The 17,337-nt window shown below is 32.7% G+C and carries 19 protein-coding genes; 18 read left to right on the plus strand and 1 reads right to left on the minus strand.

The genetic code is table 11. From position 1 onward, the window contains the following. Positions 1–285: 285 nt before the first annotated feature. A complete protein-coding gene (locus DG435_RS16475; RefSeq protein WP_159025546.1) occupies positions 286–957 on the minus strand; it encodes a hypothetical protein in 672 nt (223 codons plus the stop codon). Positions 958–1,311: 354 nt separating this feature from the next. Between DG435_RS16475 and DG435_RS16480 the strand changes: the two genes are divergently transcribed. The 18 genes from DG435_RS16480 to DG435_RS16565 all read left to right on the plus strand — a co-directional run bounded on the left by DG435_RS16480 (position 1,312) and on the right by DG435_RS16565 (position 17,209). Then, positions 1,312–2,103 carry an AraC family transcriptional regulator gene (locus DG435_RS16480; RefSeq protein ID WP_106792409.1) on the plus strand — a complete coding sequence of 264 codons (792 nt, stop codon included), beginning with the start codon at positions 1,312–1,314 and terminating at the stop codon, positions 2,101–2,103. Positions 2,104–2,178: 75 nt separating this feature from the next. Then, a complete protein-coding gene (locus tag DG435_RS16485; RefSeq protein ID WP_106792410.1) occupies positions 2,179–3,066 on the plus strand; it encodes a DUF5050 domain-containing protein in 888 nt (295 codons plus the stop codon). Positions 3,067–3,162: 96 nt separating this feature from the next. Beyond that, entirely contained in the window at positions 3,163–3,453 is a 291-nt protein-coding gene (locus DG435_RS16490; RefSeq protein WP_106792411.1) for a hypothetical protein, read from the plus strand. A gap of 2 nt (positions 3,454–3,455) precedes the next feature. Continuing rightward, positions 3,456–4,370 (plus strand): PD40 domain-containing protein, encoded by a 915-nt coding sequence (locus tag DG435_RS16495; protein ID WP_199852667.1) that lies wholly within the window; start codon positions 3,456–3,458, stop codon positions 4,368–4,370. Between the two features lie 357 nt (positions 4,371–4,727). After that, positions 4,728–5,297: a hypothetical protein gene (locus tag DG435_RS16500; protein WP_106792412.1), complete on the plus strand. Its 570-nt coding sequence runs from the start codon at positions 4,728–4,730 to the stop codon at positions 5,295–5,297. Between the two features lie 104 nt (positions 5,298–5,401). After that, positions 5,402–6,061 carry a DinB family protein gene (locus tag DG435_RS16505; RefSeq protein ID WP_106792413.1) on the plus strand — a complete coding sequence of 220 codons (660 nt, stop codon included), beginning with the start codon at positions 5,402–5,404 and terminating at the stop codon, positions 6,059–6,061. 145 nt (positions 6,062–6,206) lie between these two features. Then, positions 6,207–7,022, plus strand: a complete 816-nt coding sequence (locus tag DG435_RS16510) for a tail fiber protein (RefSeq protein ID WP_159025547.1) — start codon at positions 6,207–6,209, stop codon at positions 7,020–7,022. Positions 7,023–7,089: 67 nt separating this feature from the next. Then, positions 7,090–7,962: a hypothetical protein gene (locus DG435_RS16515; RefSeq protein WP_106792415.1), complete on the plus strand. Its 873-nt coding sequence runs from the start codon at positions 7,090–7,092 to the stop codon at positions 7,960–7,962. A gap of 148 nt (positions 7,963–8,110) precedes the next feature. Beyond that, complete coding sequence (locus tag DG435_RS16520) at positions 8,111–8,527, plus strand: hypothetical protein (RefSeq protein WP_106792416.1); 417 nt, start codon at positions 8,111–8,113, stop codon at positions 8,525–8,527. Between the two features lie 78 nt (positions 8,528–8,605). Beyond that, a complete protein-coding gene (locus DG435_RS16525; RefSeq protein ID WP_106792417.1) occupies positions 8,606–9,025 on the plus strand; it encodes a hypothetical protein in 420 nt (139 codons plus the stop codon). 86 nt (positions 9,026–9,111) lie between these two features. After that, positions 9,112–9,771, plus strand: a complete 660-nt coding sequence (locus DG435_RS16530) for a CPBP family intramembrane glutamic endopeptidase (protein WP_106792418.1) — start codon at positions 9,112–9,114, stop codon at positions 9,769–9,771. 204 nt (positions 9,772–9,975) lie between these two features. Beyond that, on the plus strand, positions 9,976–10,431 hold the full coding sequence (locus tag DG435_RS16535; protein WP_106792419.1) for a DUF2750 domain-containing protein: 456 nt from the start codon (positions 9,976–9,978) through the stop codon (positions 10,429–10,431). A gap of 159 nt (positions 10,432–10,590) precedes the next feature. Further along, positions 10,591–11,499: a hypothetical protein gene (locus tag DG435_RS16540; RefSeq protein WP_106792420.1), complete on the plus strand. Its 909-nt coding sequence runs from the start codon at positions 10,591–10,593 to the stop codon at positions 11,497–11,499. A 93-nt stretch (positions 11,500–11,592) separates the two neighbouring features. Then, positions 11,593–12,171, plus strand: a complete 579-nt coding sequence (locus DG435_RS16545) for a tetratricopeptide repeat protein (RefSeq protein WP_106792421.1) — start codon at positions 11,593–11,595, stop codon at positions 12,169–12,171. Positions 12,172–12,207: 36 nt separating this feature from the next. After that, positions 12,208–12,507, plus strand: a complete 300-nt coding sequence (locus DG435_RS16550; RefSeq protein ID WP_106792422.1) for a hypothetical protein — start codon at positions 12,208–12,210, stop codon at positions 12,505–12,507. A gap of 43 nt (positions 12,508–12,550) precedes the next feature. Beyond that, positions 12,551–12,901 carry a hypothetical protein gene (locus DG435_RS16555; protein ID WP_159025548.1) on the plus strand — a complete coding sequence of 117 codons (351 nt, stop codon included), beginning with the start codon at positions 12,551–12,553 and terminating at the stop codon, positions 12,899–12,901. 277 nt (positions 12,902–13,178) lie between these two features. Continuing rightward, complete coding sequence (locus DG435_RS16560) at positions 13,179–16,334, plus strand: S41 family peptidase (protein ID WP_106792424.1); 3,156 nt, start codon at positions 13,179–13,181, stop codon at positions 16,332–16,334. 80 nt (positions 16,335–16,414) lie between these two features. Then, positions 16,415–17,209, plus strand: coding sequence for a LamG domain-containing protein (locus DG435_RS16565; RefSeq protein WP_106792425.1), 795 nt, complete (start codon positions 16,415–16,417; stop codon positions 17,207–17,209). Positions 17,210–17,337 lie beyond the last annotated feature (128 nt).

Consider the following 17,337-nt stretch of genomic DNA (forward strand, 5'->3'; position numbering starts at 1 on the left):
TTACTAAATAACAAATCAACGCTCCCTCACATTATTTTTTCGACCATCGGTATATTAAATGCTTCCCTCACATAGCTTTACCTCATCCCCGCATCACTTTTATCGACCATCGGTATAGGTATAGCTTTCCGCGCATAGGTATACTTCACCCCCGCACTACTTTTATCGACCATCGGCATACCGGCAGCTTCCCCCGCAGGGGTAAAACAAACCCCCGCAACAGGGTGAGTCTCCCCCGCTGCGCGGAGAGCCCAACCCTGTGCGGGGGCCAGTAATACCAACAGATTATCGGCGTTTATATCGGCTAACATATCCCTTATAACGCTCGGGATCTTTTCTAAACGCATATTTACCCGTTTCGCGAAGCTCATCTATAGCCTCCTTAAGATGGGTATAGGCACGATCCCGTATTTCTTTGGCTTTAGAATTATCTAAGGTCGCCCCATTCGCTTTGGCCAGCAGTTCTGCCAGGGTATCCGATTTTTGGGCTGCAATATCAAAGTTTCTAAGGTCATACTTTGCTTTTTCTAGCTCTGCTATATTGGCTTTACCCAATACACTAATATCCATCAAATCCTGGATCATATCGGCATCGCCTTCTCCATCTGCAATAGCACGTACACGGGCTAGCAAATCCAATCGTTTACGAAACGCAAAACGCAAATCGGCCAACAGGTCGTTTCTAAATTCGTAAGCCTTGGGGGATTCTTCCCGCCAGGCTTTGGCTGCTTCTTCCTGGCTATACCGCTCTTTCATCCAAACGGCCTGGGCATATCTACATGCCCCGGTTCGGGTAGGTAAATCTTCCCCATGCATCTGCCAATCCAGTCCTTTGGTGAGTAGCGTTTTTTTATCCTCCTCTGCCCATACAAATAAGTTTTCGGCTTCTTGCATAAATACATCGATAGGGATTGTTGGTGATTTTACCTCGTCTTGTGGTAACGCTTCTAACAGCACCAACTTGGTGTCATAATTTTCTTTAGACATTGTATATCATCTTTTGAAATCTATTGCTTGTTTAAAAAAATTTGCAATACATCGTAGTTAATAAATAATTGATATACAATGATACAGCACGCTAGTTTCATTTTTCGGAACTCGAAAAAATAGTGGCAATTAATTTTACCATGCAAATCGAAGGATTTTTTATACTCGATACTAATAGTTACATTTATCAAGTAAACATAACTATACATAGAATATAAAGGACATATCCTTTATTCTATTGTTACCAAACATATTGACAAAAAGAGGGAATATAAAACTACTAATACTGACAATCGTATTGCTAGTACTTAATTACAAATTAAAATGATAGAAGTAAACAAAGTAAGTACAATAAAATCATCGATACTAGACGGTATTGAAGTTAAGTCTGCTACGTTTATTGATAAAAACTTCCCTTTTCATTTTCATCAATGTTGGAGTCTGGCTTGTATCGAATACGGAAGCGAAAACATAGCGTTTAACAATTCGGAGTTTTTGGTCAGCAAAAATGCTTTGCAATTAATTCCCCCTTACTCAATTCATAAAAACTGGGGCAATACAAATAGTGCCTGGACTTATAAAGCTCTCTATATCAGCAATGATGTAGTCAAAAATGTTTCAAAAAAAATAAATGCCGATTATTCTCATCTAGCAAGCTTCCCTTATTTTATCTCATATAGTAACAATGAGTTTGACATAAACGAAGCATCAATTTTTAAAATCCTTGAAAATCTTTTTTTGGATACTTTGAATGATGCTAAACAATCTTATTTTCAAAAAAATGCTGATGAACCTTTTGATGATATTCTAAATTATTTGTCTCTAAATTATAACCAATCAATCACTTTAGAAATGCTACAAAAAAAGTTTAAAGTGAATAAATTTAAACTACAAAAAAGCTTTAAAAAGAACATTGGTTTAACACCTTTGGAATATCTAACTACCATTAGAATCGAAAACTCAAAAAAGCTTTTTTATGGGGATGTTCCTTTGGTAGAAATTGCGCTTGAATCAGGGTTTTATGATCAAAGTCATTTTACTCATAGTTTCAAAAAATACGTTGGAGTAACTCCTGGTAATTATAAAAAGAACAGCAAGATTTTACAAGACTTGTAATTCTCTCAAGAAGTATATTCGTTTTCTTAATTAAAACAATGAGAAATCAACACATTTATAATAAAGGAAGAAAACATGAAAACAACAACGTTATTAATATTAACATGTGCTTTATCGCTAAACACAGTCTTTGCTCAAGAAAATAAGGAAAATGACAAATCTAAATCATCGTCCCATACAATTGCCTATACTTCAAAGGGAGTAGCAAAAATTTATTCAATCGATAAAGAAGGTAAATCAAATATTAAAAGTATAAATACGAAGGGTGATTACTTAGCGTTGTCTCCTGATGGAAAAACATTTGCTTTTCGAGTATATCATGATGACGGAAAGACTTGGTCTATTCATACAATGAACAGTGATGGTACGAATAGCAAACGATTAACTCATGCAAAAAACAAATGGGATAGTGCACCTGAATGGACTCCCGATGGAAAAAAAATTGCTTTTGCAAGAGAATATAAAGATTCGGAAGACGTTTGGCAGGCAGAAATTTGGATTATGAATCAAGATGGTAGCGAAAGAACTCAAATAGAATCACTGAAAGGCAGTAACCCTTATTTTACTCCAGATGGAAGAATAGTATTTACTTCAAAATACAAAGATAAAAAAGGTGAGATAAGCATAGCAGATATTGATGGCACCAACATTATCCATTTGACAGATAATGAAGCTGAAGAATGGCATCCTGAAGTTTCTACTGATGGTAAGCAAATCGTTTTTATGTCTAATAGGGATGGAAATTTTGAAATTTATGTGATGAATATTGATGGTTCTAATCAAAAACGATTAACATTTAATAATGTTGGTAATTGGCACCCATCCTGGTCCCCTGATGGTTCTAAAATAATTTTTTCATCAACCAACAAGGATAAAAAATCACATATTTATATTATGAATAAGGATGGTTCTTCAGTAAAAAAGATTCTCTCTCATGGTAGAAAAGCGACATTTCTGCGTTAGCCAGGACCAAATAATGAAGCTGCTGTTTCGTTTTCTTCTGATTTAGATGAAATATATTTTTCAGGAAAGAGTGAAAGCGAAAATTGGAATGGGACTGTGTATTTCTCAAGATTAGAAAACAAAAGATGGACTAATCTTAAGAAAATAAATTTTACAAAAGGAAAGAGCAGTAATGAATCGCATCCATTTATGTGCCCTAGTGGTAAAAGAATTTATTTTATAGATGATTATGGTAAAATTTGGTATGTAAACCGTTTTAAAGATTCTTGGGGAGATGCAATAAAACTTGATTTACCTATAAATGATGATAAAGTTTTTAATCCGATTGAAGCCAAAAACGGAGATCTTTATTTTTTTAATACGTCAAAACGGAAACTGGTTTGGTAACAATGAAAAATAACAACTTTATATTTTTAGTACTTGTATTTACAATGTTTTTCAATTCATGCGATACTAAAAAATATGAATCAAAAAACAGTGATTTACCAATTACACGAGACACCTATTTTGGACAAAAACCACCGAGCTTGACTCCTGAATTGTTTGCTCCCGGAATCATTTCACTTAATGGAAGATTTGAAGGTGCCGTTTCGTTTTCTCCTGATTTAGATGAAATATATTTTTCAGCTTATACTGAAGGCGAAAACACATCTATCTATTTCTCAAAGCTCGAAGGTAATGAATGGACTCCCATTAAAAGAGCAAATTTTACCAATGGGAAAAAAAATACAGAAATGCATCCATTTGTCAGCCCTAATGGTAAAAGAATTTATTTCACAGCTTTGGATTCTAGCTTTGTAGATGAGAAAATTTGGTATGTAAACCGCACAGAAGATTCCTGGAGTCATGCCATAGAACTTGATTCACCTATCAATGATGGAGTCGTATTTGCTCCTAATCAGGCCAAAAACGGAGACTTTTTTTATACCGAAATATCAGGTAGAAATATAAAAACCAATTATGCCCTCAATAAAAACGGTAAATATCCCGAAGTGCAGGAAGTTGAAATTGAATTTGGTCATCACGCATTTATTTCTCCATCTCAAGACTATTTACTGGTGACCGGTCGAAACGAAGAAGATGAAAGTAGAAAAGATAATGATATTTATGTTTATTTCAAAAAGCAAGACGGAACGTGGACAAAACCAATTAATCTGGGTAGTACGATAAATTCTGATGTTGATGAAGTAAGCCCGAGAATCACTCCGGATGGTAAATATTTATTTTTCGGTAGAAGTAAAAATCTGCATTGGGTAAGTACAGAAGTTATTCATAAAGTACGGCCAATTGATTTTAGGAAGTAACAATAAATTTAGCGTGCATAATTTTGATACCGATTGTACATACGCTTGGTAACAAAGTATAAAAACAATAGCCGATACAGCTGTAAATTTAAGGATTGTTGCTCGCTTCAACTCTATTGTAAATTGAAAATGAATGCTCCGTAATCGGCTACTATTCTTATACCAACCGTTAAAATTCAATAAGCCGATGACATCATTATTGAAAAAAACAAGGAACACCTTAAGGAGGTTTTTTATACTCAATAATAATAGTTACATTTATTAAGTAAACGCAACCCCATTCTTCAACTCTTAAGAGTTGAAGAATGGGGTTGTTTGGTAAAAAAATAGCCATATATAGAAAATAAATTACATCTTATGTTATCAGATGAAGAAAAAAACAAGATAGAACTCGAGGAAAAATATAGGCTTGAAATTAAATCCAAGCTAGACACTAAGAAAAAAGTTGACCTCTTTGAGAAATCAATTAAGCTTATACAGGTTTTGGCGATAATCATAGGAATTTTGTTTACTTATTTGGAATACATAAGATTTAATGAAGAAAAGATTGAAAAGGAGAAAGAAAGAAATGCTCAAACGGCAAAGGAAATAAGAATGCATTTTTATAAATACCAATTGGACTATTATGCCGAAGCTACCGATGCAACTTCGACATTAGCAACTGAAGAACGAGATTCAGAAGATTATCAGAATGCAAGAAAGAAATTTCAACGACTATTTTGGGGGCGATTGGCGATTGTTGAAGAAAAAACCGTGGAAGCACAGATGGTTAAATTTAAGAATCTTTTGGAGCAGTATGAACAACCTGAAAGCAAAATAACAAAAAGTCAACTTAAACAAGCCTCGTTGAATCTTGCTCATGATGCAAGCAGATATACCATTAGAGTTTGGGTGGACAGTACTGAAAGAAACAACTATAATAGATAGACATAATTTAAATTGAAAAGTAAACGAATGCACAACACCATGTAAAAATGTATCAAAACATATTTTACATTAAACGTTAGTAGTAATTTGAAAAAACTAATTAAATGAAAAACAAACACAAAAATTTTGATCGCAGAAAGTTCATTAAGAAGTCTTCTTTATTTGCTTTAGGAACAGGAGGGTTGTTTGTGCTGCCAAATAATGCTATGGCTCATTCTCAAACGAGCCAAGATAGAATTAATATTATCGGACCGAAAGAAGGGTTTACTCCACAAATTGGGACATTGGTGTCTATGATGGATTGGATGCGAATGGTTATTTTAAGTCCAGTGAAAAAGATGAGTATTGAAGATTTAGATTACCTCATTGATGAGAAAGCTAATTCCATAGGTGCAATGTTATGGCATCTAGCGGCAACAGAAAGGTTTTACCAAATACATACTTTTGAAGGGAAAAAGTGGGGCGATTGGAATGAAGAAGATAAAATGAATTGGAACATTGCATCGGGTCTGGGCGAAGAAGCACGTAAATTAATAAAGGGAAACGAAATTGATTTTTATCTTCAAAAATTAAAAGATGTTAGAGAAAATACTCTTAATGAATTTAAAAAACGCGATGATGAGTGGTTAATGGAAGTAGACGAAGAGTGGCCATGGGGTCCAACCAATAACTATTGTAAATGGTTTCATGTATGTGAACATGAATCGAATCATAATGGACAATTCAAATTTATAAAAAGCAGACTCCCTTCAGCAAAAAAATAAGATTTAAACTTGCTAACAAAAGATAAAATGCATTGAAACGCATTTTACACCAAACATTATAAACAATTGTTCAAAATTTAAGTAACAATTACAATTATGAAGACATTCATCTATAATAAACAAGGAAACAAAATAAATCAAAGAAATGAAAAAAACCATTTTTACTTTAGTCTTGGTAATGATTAGTATCAATAGTAATGCACAAGAAGTTACTTCTTTTTTAAATATCAAAAGAAATGCTTCAGCTAGTGTTAGTGCCCTTTTAGGGTATACAGATCCTAATTGGACCGGAACATTGTTTTGGAATAAAATTGGGGATGTTAGAATTAGGAGCATAGATTCAGAATTTCACTTTGATCGTAATGGTAATTTTGGAATTGGAACCGCTACTCCAGATAGAAAATTAAGTATATTAAGTGCTCAAAGTTCTTACCTAAACCTAAAAACTAATAATGGACACGAACTCTTAATTGGAGCAGACACTAACGGAGGGATTATTTCGACCATGTCTAATCACGATTTAAGCATTAGAGCTGGTAGTAATTCTACAAAAATGACTGTTAAAGCAAATGGAAATATAGGAATTGGAACCATTAATCCAGATATGAAACTTACCGTAAAAGGAAATATTCATGCCGAAGAAGTAAAAATTGACCTTAATGTTCCTGCTCCTGATTACGTATTCAAAAGTGATTATAATTTGAGAAGTATAGAAGAAGTAGAAACTTTTATTAAAAAAAACAGTCATTTACCAGAAATCCCATCTGCAAAGGAGTTTGAACAAAATGGGGTAATGCAAGCCGAAATGGATATGAATCTTCTTAAAAAAATTGAGGAGTTAACTCTTTACACAATCCAACAAGAAAAGAAAATAGAAAAGCTGAAAAGAGAGAATCTAGAGTTAAAATCTTTATCTAATCGATTAACAGAAATAGAAAAACTACTTGAGTCTAAAAAATAAAAAGCTTATAACACAAAAATAAAAAACATGAAAACGATTTTTTACTTGAGACGTCGTTGTAAGTAATATGAAAAAAGCAAAAATTGTATTCGGATTTCTATCCTTACTTTTAATTGGTTGTACCCCAAAGAAAAATCAATTAAAATCTGATATTGCTTTGACAAAAAAAATTGAAAAGCAATTTGAATTAAATGATGAAATTATTGAATTCCAAAAGTTGACCAATTTTGAATGGGATCATGTTATCATATTTGAACCATATTCTTCGATAAAAAAAAATGGAATAGAATGGAGTTTGAATTTATCAAATATTCAAGAAAATAGAATAAAATCCGATGACGGAATAAATTTAATAGTTTTTTTAAAAGATAATAAATGCATAAAAATTTTAGAACCATCCAGGCAAATAGGAGATTTCAAAAACTTACAAATACCAATTCCCAAACAAAACGCTAAGTTCTTTAAAACAAAAAACAGAATTGAATTAGTCAGAGATAATTCTAGCAAATACTATTTTTATCGTGACATCACTCAATTTTCAAATTTTAAAGATTTTAATGAAATGAGAGGAATGGTTTTGAATCATCAAAAAAACCCAAACTCAAATAAAGGATTACAGCATATTCGAAAAGACAGTTTACATATTTTGATTTTAGAAAAAATCATAAAAGTAGCTCCACGTAGAGTAGCTTACGAACTTTTGGATACTGTTCATTTAATTGATACAATTTCTAAATATGATCTACAATTAGGTTATTGTAAAAGTATTAATGAAAAAGATGAAGAAAAAATCATATTTGGATTTGGAAAAAACAGTAAGACAGAATATTTAGATAATTTAGTGAAGGTTTGGAGAATTGATTTAATAAAAAATAGATTTATTAAACTCAATAAAAATGATTTCAAATGTTTTAATGAAGAATATGAAAATGGCAATTGAAAAAAGTTTACAACAACATACATGATCTTATAGTAGTCAGCTAATTAAACGATTAGCCATTGTGTTTTTGGTAAAGTGCCATAGCTTGCAAGAAACAAAGTAACATTTTTCCCTGCTACGACACATATATTAAACGTTAGGCATAACTATGAATTGGAGGATAATTAAAGAAAATAAAAGGAAATATGCTGACACATCTTACTACCTAAAAGCTGAAAGAGATTGTCCAGAAGGAACTATTGTCTTAGAGATACGTTGGATTGAACGCTTCATGTATGACTTAACAGTTGATTTACATAGAAAAAAACCAAAACGTAAATTCTTTCTTTTTAAAAACACAAAACATGAATCACTCTATAGTTGTTTAGTCTTCTATAATGAACGTATAGAAAAACATGGACATCAAATAATGAGAATGACCGAGGATTCTCCAATAGAAAAATTAAAGAGGTTGGATTCGCTTCAGAAGGATGCTGTTCTCAATTATATGATACAAGAAAAATATGATGTGGATTTTACAACAACTCTGCCTGAGAAAAAAATGTCTAACAATGACTATAATTAATACGGGGTTGGAGGAAAATAAAATGTTTAACCGATTAAAATAAAAAACGTACTACAACACCGTTGTGCTACACTTAAAATGACCCGAATTAAAAACGAAAATATTAAATTAAAAGAATTGAGTGCAAACCTTAACTCGATTTCAGAAAATCTTAAAAATGACTTTGAAAAGTTTAAGGTAAAAAAGAAGAAAAAGTCAAGTTTAGATTTTCGTGAAACCGAATGGGAATATATGATTCAAGCTGGTAGAGTAATTTGGGTTCTTTTTGACCAATACTCCAGGCTATTAGACAAAAAACTTCAGAATATAATTGGAGATTGGAAAAGCGTAAACAATTCATCTTATAATCCGAATTGGGCGAAGGGTAAGACCTTTGAGAATGTTTGTAAAAAATGGATCGACAATTTTGACTGGATACTCAAATCAAACGGAACAACCAATTCGTATGCAACTGGAATGGAGATAATTGCGAAATATATTAATGAAATAAAAATCTAGTACAACAAGGTGTATAATCAATTTCAAAAAGTATTCGCGTACTTTCTTCTAACTAATCATACACAAAACCGTTGATCTGCATTTAAATGACAATATTAAAATCAATTTTATTAACTCTCCTTTTTGTCATCTCTTTGGAATTGGCAGCCTCTTGGATTCTGCTCTTTGATATTGAAAAAGAAAATATTTTCACCACTAAACTCTATAATCTAATTAATGGAATTATTGAGTTAGCATTTGTTTTATTATTATTAAAAATTGTACTTAGAAATCAAAATGTAGTTCCATTAAAAACCAACATTAGATATTACTTGGCGTCGATTATCGCTGGGGTTAGCTATCCTTATGTCCAAACCCCTTTAAACGAACTTTATAACCTAATTTTTGAAACATCATATCGAATTACTTATGATTATGGAATGGAAGGATTACTCACCTGGAATTCAATTGCCGTCATACTTCTAATCCCTATGGCCGAGGAACTATTTTTTCGAGGGTATATCTTAAAGCAGCTTCTGACAAAACATAAACCTATAATTGCAATTGGAATTTCAACTTTGTTATTTGCTTTAATTCACTTACCCTATCAAGCAATCTTTTTAAATAGTATGGAATTTAATGGGCACCTAGCGTATATAGCATTTTTTGGAGGATTGATATCCGGAATCATATATTATAAATCAAAGTCTATAGGACCTTCTTTGATTTTCCATATCACATGGAATTTAATGGTTGTCTTAATCTAAAATAAAAAAAGAAATGCTAACAACATACATGATCTCATAGCTACTAGATAGTTAAACAGATGAACTTCCTGTTTTTGGTATGTCATAATAGCTTACAAAAAACAAAAGATAGCCACCAATACACAGAAAAACCCAAAAACAAGGTAACATTTTACCCTGCCACGACACATATATTTAGCGTTAGCTGCAATTCAAAAAATAAAAATGATCCAAGATTCGATTTTAATAGAAAACAGACATAAAAGATTTATAAAAACAGTTTGTAACTCCGAAATTGTCTGGGGACTTAAAAATCATGAAGGATTTGCAAGCTCCAGATCTGTTCATTATGAAGACAATGATGGAGAACCTATCAGAATTATTTGTTTTTGGGCCGAAAAGGCTTTAGCTAAATCTTGTATCAAAGACGGATGGACAAAATATAAGGTTGCACGAATCTCGTTATCTGACTTTATGGAAAATTGGTGTATTGGAATGGGAAATGACGGACTTCTCGTTGGAACGGAATTTGACCAGAACTTGTTTGGTTTTGAAGCAGATCCTTATGAATTAATATTAGACTTATCTACTGAATTAAAATTCATTGAAAAAGATTTAAATTTTCAAAAATTCCAAGGAGTAAATGATTTAGAAAATCAAGTAAAAGAAGCTCTCGAATAAAAAAATAACTAACAATATGTTTTTAGATAACCCAAATAAATACTCTTCACTATCTATTTAAATAATATCATTATACAACAGTATATTAAAAAATAACCATATATAGAAAATAAAGGATATATATTCTTTATTTTGTTGTTGTACGCAATTTGACCATAAATGAAAATCCTGATTTCAACATTAATAATTTTGACTTTCTATTCTTGTAATGGACAAAATATTTACGAACTGAATAAAGCGGAATTAGAAAATTGTCATACTTGCCGACCAAAAAAGAAAAATCCATACCCGAAGCAAGATTGGGTTCAAACTGACTTGACCCGATATCGAGAAATGATTAATCCGATTTCGGAATTGAAACCGATTATATCAGAGTACTTAACTGTTTATCCATCACTTTTATCGGGAAAGGGAAATGCTTCAAGTAGAACAATTGAATTACTGGATGATTTAAAATTAATTTCTCACGACTTTTATGGCGGTTATACAAGCTTTAACCTAAAACTATTGATTTATAATAATTTAATAATTTACTCAAAATTATACACAGAAGTTGAAGATAATGTATTTGAGAACGTTTATTTAAAAGAAATAACTATTCCATTAACCTGCAGCGGAACAAATATGGAATACTTTAAAATTCACAATGAAAATTTAGCGGAATATAAAAAAATACACCCAAATTTCACATTAGAAATTGACATTAATAAATATACGACTGATGAGCTAGATGCATATTATAATTTAAATGAAGTCGAGTATAATTTTAACACTTATCAAGTTGATGAAGATTATCCTCATTTAGCAAATGAATTTGTAAAAATACTTTTGGAGCAAGAAAAATATGAAATTTTAGAAAAACTATTATTTGGTGTAAATCCAGTCGCTAGAATTTACTCTTACACAGCTTTAAAAATAGCCATTAGTAACGGATATGCCCCTAATTCTTTTGTTACAAAACAAATGGAAAATGTAAAAAGAAACGGACTTAAATTTAAAAGTGGATTTAATTCATCTCACAGTCTGACAACTGATTTCGACTTTACAAATAAGTTAAACTTTGAATAAAAACTGCGTACAATAATTTGTATATTGTGTATGTACCCTTCAGGATGCTAACGCAACATACAAGAAACATTGTATTTAATGCAAAATGAATAAATGGAATACGAATTATCAGAAGAAAAAATTCCAATTTTTAATTCAAACTTTGAAAAAGGGAACGAATTAGCTGAAGGTCTGATCATAATCAAAGACCAGAGTAATTCTAAATTAGGATTTTGGAATAAAAGAAAAGCTAAAAAAGCAATTAAACATTACACAGAATGCCTCAATCTAATACCAAATCATTGGCAAACAAATTGGTTGATTGCAAAGGTTTATCAAGCAATGTCTGAGAATAAAAAAGCTTTAGAGCATTTTAAAACAGCAGTTAGAATTGAAAAAACAAATCCTGACTTACCACGGGAAGCTTCAATTTCTGCAATGGATTTTGGTAATGTAAAATTAGCAGTCAAATATTCTGAAGAAGCAATCAATCGTGAACCAAATGACGCTGGGCTTTATTGTAATCATGCTGTGAATTTAATGGTATTAGGAAATGATGATGAAGCCCTAGCTTATATTGAAAAAGCAATGGAAATAGAACCTAATGATGAAATAAACAGGAATGTTCACTCTCTAATAAATGATGTTGTCTCTGGAAAAAGAAAAAGACCAAAATATAACGAACTTAGTTAAAAACACTAAACACAACAAGTTGTAATTAAAAACTGAATGGGATTTAAAGTAGGAAAAGAAGTTCCTCCAATGGAGCGAGAATTAATATATCTCCTTGCTGACCTCTGTGTCAAATGGGGTTTTTGTATACCTCCTGATGGTCATGACGAAATATCAAAGCAAGAACATTACCGTGCGATTGAATTTGCACAGGATGTTGTTAAAGCAGAAGGAATGGAAGGCTATGCAGGTTGGGTAAATCGAATAGCAGAACGTTTCAGAGAAAGATTTGGAACAGATGAAATTGACTCTGTTACTTTCGTTGACAGAGTGAGAGGTGTTAAAGAAGATTGGTGATTCACAGGTAACTATGGACAATTTCGATTTTTTCAAAACTTCAATGCCGAATACCAGAAAAGCTGACTTTTACTTGGGCTGTTTAGATGGTTCGGTATTTATTGACTTCAATAGAATAGGAAATGACCAAATGTCATTAGTCCGAATTTCATTTGATGGATATGGATGCTGTAATTTGGATGAAAAAGCTGAATTTCTAAATAAAAAGGAATCTGCATTGCTAATTGAGGAATTGAACAAAGAACATCTAAATCAAGAAGCTATAACAGCGTTGGTGAAAAAGGCAATAAAAATAAATAAAGAACATATTTGGAATGATGCTCTTGAAAAATATGAATTAATAGAAAAGAAGAAAAAAACACCTAACACTGTATATAAAATCAGAGCAATTTAGTACCCGATCTATATATCTCCCTATTTGCAAAGGTTGTGCTCAATATCATTAAGTTAAAGGCTTAAACTATTGATTTAAAATTTATTAATAGTGGATTCCGTTCTTCAACAGAATGACAAATCAGCTCATTTCCACATCCTGCAAATTTTTGGTATGCACTTAGAACCTTTGCTTAAACAAATTTTCATCTCACTAATAATCAATTTTTTAACTTTTTCTTCTAAATTTTGTATTACTCAAGTTTAGTATCTTTCCTGCTTCAATCAAAAACATCATCATGTTCAAATCACTCTTCACTTCAATTCTTTGTTTTGTATTTAGTATTGGGGCCCAGGCACAAGAAGCATATTTTACAATCGACCCTACCTTAAGCCCAGATGGGCAAACTATTATATTTAGTTATGATGGGGATTTATGGAAAGTTCTCTCTGGCGGTGGTGAGGCTTCCCGACTTACAGGAATGCAAGGTGAAGAGACATTACCAACTATTTCTCCCGATGGGAAATGGGTAGCTTTTAGTGCTACCCAGTATGGTAATAAGGATGTGTATATCATGCCTATGAAAGGAGGAGAAATTCGTCAACTTACTTTTCATGATGCTGCAGATGATGTAGATAGCTGGGCATGGGATTCAAAAAGTATATATTTTACCTCATCCAGAGAAAATCGTTTTAGTGGATATAGGGTAGCTGTTTCTGGTGGGACTCCAAGACGTTTATTCGATCATTATTTTAATACTGTTCATAATATAGCAACCCATCCTACGACAGGAGAAATTTTCTTTAACGAAAGTTGGGAAAGCAAAAATTTTACCCATAGAAAACGATATAAAGGAGATTATAATCCTAATATAAAGTCTTATAATCCCCAGACCAAAGAATATAAAGAACATACTTCATATAAAGGAAAAGACTTTTGGGCAACAATAGATAAAAATGGGAACCTCTATTTTGTTTCTGATCAGGCTAACGGAGAATATAATCTGTACACCTTTAAAAATGGTAAAAAAACAGCCCTTACCAAATTTGATACCTCTATCGCAAGACCACAAGTAAGCACTAATGGAAGTCAAGTGGTTTTTGGTAAGGATTATCAAATTTACCTGTATGATGTAGCTACGAGTACCACAAAAAAAGTACCGATTAAGATTTATCTTAATAACACATTAGATAAAACCCAGGATTTTAAGACAAAGGGAAACATTACCAATTTTGATATTTCTCCCGATAATAAAAAGATGGCCTTCGTTTCGCGGGGTGCGTTATTTGTTTCTGATCCAAAGGGTAAATTTATTCAGCAAATACCTGTTAACTCTGCAGAACGTGTAGTCGAGGTAAAATGGCTTAAGGATAATCGCACCTTGTTATACAACCAGACTGTAGATGGGTATCTTAATCTGTTTACTATTTCTGCGGAAGGAAAAGGGAAAGAAAAACAAATCACCTCGGACTCCCGAAGTAATGTAAATATAGAAATTAACCCAAAGCGTACACAAGCAACGTACATAAGTGGTAGAGATGAATTGCGCCTTCTTAATCTCGAAAACCTAAAAAGTACTACTGTGGTAAAAGATGAATTCTGGGCACTATATCCACCACAGCCTCGATTTTCTCCAAATGGACAATACCTCGTTTATAATGCAATACGCAATTTTGAACAAGATATTTTTACATACCATATTTCTACAAAAAAAACAATCAATCTCACTCAAACAGGAGTAAACGAAAGTAGTCCTTTCTGGTCCCCCGATGGTAAATACATCTACTTTAGTTCTAATCTTACGCAGCCCAGTTATCCCTATGGGCTAGATGAAGCTGGTATTTATCAAATGGCATTAGACAAGTATGAAGCTCCGTATACGTCTAAGAAGTTTGAAGAATTATTTGTCGAAGAAAAAGAAGACGATGAGGGCAAGGATGAAAAGAAAGATGCCGATAAAAAAGATAAGACTAAAGCTATAAAGATCAATATTAATCCAAAAGGATTGATGGAGCGTATACAACGTATTAGTCCTGCTTTTGGGTATCAAGGCGGGGTTCATGTGTTTGATAAAGAAGAAACTACCTATGTGTTTTATATCTCTAATCATGATGAAGGAGATGCTAAACTATGGAAAACCACTATCAAATCGTTTGAGAAAAACAAAACAGAGAAAGTTGGAGATGCCAAAGTTTTTGGGTATCAAATAGCATCGGCAAAAGATAGTTATTATGTACTGCTAGAAGGAAATATTCATACCCTGGATATTGAAAGCAATAAAACAGAAGAAATCAAAATTGATTTTAAATTCAGAAAAGCATTGTCTGATGAGTTTCAACAGATGTTCCAGGAAGCCTGGGCTGGTTTTGGAGAAAATTTTTATGATGGTGATTTTCATGGAGAAGATTGGAAAAAACTTAGAGATCAATATGCGGCTTATTTACCCTATATTAATAATCGTTCTCATCTAAGACTATTATTTAATGATATGTTGGGTGAGCTAAATACATCTCACTTTGGATTTCGGTCTACCGGTAAAGAAGAAAAGCAATTTTATGGCACTAAGACACTGGCAACAGGGGTTGTTTTCTCTAAAAATGACCCATATCAGGTAGAAAGAATTATTACCGACAGCCCTGCAGATGTAGCTAACAAAAATATACTCCCTGGTGATCAATTAATTGCTGTAAATAATCAAAAAATCGATTCAAAAAACAATAGAGAACTATATTTTACACAACCATCACTGGATAAAGAAATACAATTAACACTCCAACGTAATTCACAAAAGATAACGATAAACCTACACCCTATCTCATCAAGAGATTTGAGAAACTTACGATATGATGAATGGGTCGATAGTAACCAATCCTATATAGATCAAAAAAGCAATAAAAAAATAGCCTATGTTCATATGAAGAATATGGTGCGTGGGCAACTCAATAACTTTAAAAGGGAAATGGTTTCTGAAGGGTATAAAAGAGATGCCCTAATCCTTGATTTACGAAATAACACAGGAGGAAATGTACACGATGAAGTATTACAATTCTTATCCCAAAAGCCTTATCTAAAATGGAAATACAGGGATGGTAAACTTACCTCACAGCCCAATTTTGCACCAGCTGCAAAACCAATTGTAATTCTGATAAATGAGCAAACCTTAAGTGATGCAGAGATGACCTCTGCTGGTTTTAAAGAACTAGGCCTGGGTAAAGTTATAGGAACAGAAACCTATCGATGGATTATTTTTACCTCTAGCAAAGGTCTGGTTGATGGTTCTTCCTATCGTTTACCTTCTTGGGGATGCTATACATTAGATGGTAAAAATTTAGAAAAAACAGGAGTTGCCCCAGATATTTATGTTAAAGAAACATTTAAAAATCGATTAGAAAACAATCAACCACAATTAGATAAAGCAGTATCAGAAATAATGAAGCAGTTAGGAGCTAAATAATTGTCCAAAATTAACAATATCGCATTGTTAAGGTATGTATATCAGATATCACAATAACGATCCCGCTAAAACCCGTAATTATGATTAAAAAAAGTATCGCCGCGAAAAAAGTTAGTCTGTTATTGCTGTTTTTTATAATCAATTTTTTGCTGTTTCCCTCTATCACTATGGGGCAGCATCGATACACCGGGGTCTCGGACCAGAATCAGACGGGTTCGAAAGGGATCTCTACCGATGGTCTGGTGGCATCCTATGATTTTGAGACGTATACCAATACTGGGTTGCTGAAAGATTTTGGTCCTTTTGAGAATCATGGTAAAACTTTGAGAAACCTCGACACACTAGGTCCCATAAATAAAGCTCGTAAATTTTCTACTCTCGCTGATATTGTGGTTCTTCCTGATCATACAAGTTTTGATCTTGATGGTCCTATTACAGTAGCAACCTGGATGAAGGTTTCTACTATAAATCTACATCAACATATTTTAGCGTGTAATGATAAGTTTGTCCTTTGGATTACAAAATCAAATAAGTTCAAGCTTGCAGACACGCAAGGAAATGCTTTTACTACATTAGAAGGAACGGTTAAGACCGATGGTTGGCATAGTGTGGTCGCTGTATGGTCTGGAACCAAAGGAGACACACTTTCTAAAGATAACATCAAAATATTTGTTGATGGTATACAGATGGATGGTACTTATAAGGGTAACTGGAGTCCCAGTACTATGCAAGCCAATAATGCATGTGTCATGGGTTCGACACTTCATGGTGCTATACCGCATCAGGAATTACCTTTTGTAGGAGCAATAGACGAACTACAAGTCTTTTCTAGAGTTCTTAATGAGGATGAAATAAAAACACATGCGACAAAATAGCAAATAGATTACTACTTGATTTTATTAAACCTCACAGGCTTGTGCTGTACTTGTTTCAGTATCCCTGTAAGGTTTATATTTTCATTTTTCCTTGTACACATATTGTCCAAAATTAACAAACAAGCTCT

This window comes from Aquimarina sp. Aq78 (assembly GCF_900299525.1).
Lineage (GTDB): Bacteria > Bacteroidota > Bacteroidia > Flavobacteriales > Flavobacteriaceae > Aquimarina.

Bases quoted from the DNA above. Each gene is read 5' to 3' on its own strand.
- DG435_RS16560 (WP_106792424.1), top strand. From the start codon at position 13,179: ATGTTCAAATCACTCTTCACTTCAATTCTTTGTTTTGTATTTAGTATT.
- DG435_RS16500 (WP_106792412.1), top strand. From the start codon at position 4,728: ATGTTATCAGATGAAGAAAAAAACAAGATAGAACTCGAGGAAAAATAT.
- DG435_RS16535 (WP_106792419.1), top strand. From the start codon at position 9,976: ATGATCCAAGATTCGATTTTAATAGAAAACAGACATAAAAGATTTATA.
- DG435_RS16545 (WP_106792421.1), top strand. From the start codon at position 11,593: ATGGAATACGAATTATCAGAAGAAAAAATTCCAATTTTTAATTCAAAC.
- DG435_RS16515 (WP_106792415.1), top strand. From the start codon at position 7,090: ATGAAAAAAGCAAAAATTGTATTCGGATTTCTATCCTTACTTTTAATT.
- DG435_RS16480 (WP_106792409.1), top strand. From the start codon at position 1,312: ATGATAGAAGTAAACAAAGTAAGTACAATAAAATCATCGATACTAGAC.
- DG435_RS16565 (WP_106792425.1), top strand. From the start codon at position 16,415: ATGATTAAAAAAAGTATCGCCGCGAAAAAAGTTAGTCTGTTATTGCTG.
- DG435_RS16485 (WP_106792410.1), top strand. From the start codon at position 2,179: ATGAAAACAACAACGTTATTAATATTAACATGTGCTTTATCGCTAAAC.
- DG435_RS16550 (WP_106792422.1), top strand. From the start codon at position 12,208: ATGGGATTTAAAGTAGGAAAAGAAGTTCCTCCAATGGAGCGAGAATTA.
- DG435_RS16530 (WP_106792418.1), top strand. From the start codon at position 9,112: ATGACAATATTAAAATCAATTTTATTAACTCTCCTTTTTGTCATCTCT.
- DG435_RS16525 (WP_106792417.1), top strand. From the start codon at position 8,606: ATGACCCGAATTAAAAACGAAAATATTAAATTAAAAGAATTGAGTGCA.
- DG435_RS16540 (WP_106792420.1), top strand. From the start codon at position 10,591: ATGAAAATCCTGATTTCAACATTAATAATTTTGACTTTCTATTCTTGT.
- DG435_RS16555 (WP_159025548.1), top strand. From the start codon at position 12,551: ATGCCGAATACCAGAAAAGCTGACTTTTACTTGGGCTGTTTAGATGGT.
- DG435_RS16520 (WP_106792416.1), top strand. From the start codon at position 8,111: ATGAATTGGAGGATAATTAAAGAAAATAAAAGGAAATATGCTGACACA.
- DG435_RS16495 (WP_199852667.1), top strand. From the start codon at position 3,456: ATGAAAAATAACAACTTTATATTTTTAGTACTTGTATTTACAATGTTT.
- DG435_RS16510 (WP_159025547.1), top strand. From the start codon at position 6,207: ATGAAAAAAACCATTTTTACTTTAGTCTTGGTAATGATTAGTATCAAT.
- DG435_RS16505 (WP_106792413.1), top strand. From the start codon at position 5,402: ATGAAAAACAAACACAAAAATTTTGATCGCAGAAAGTTCATTAAGAAG.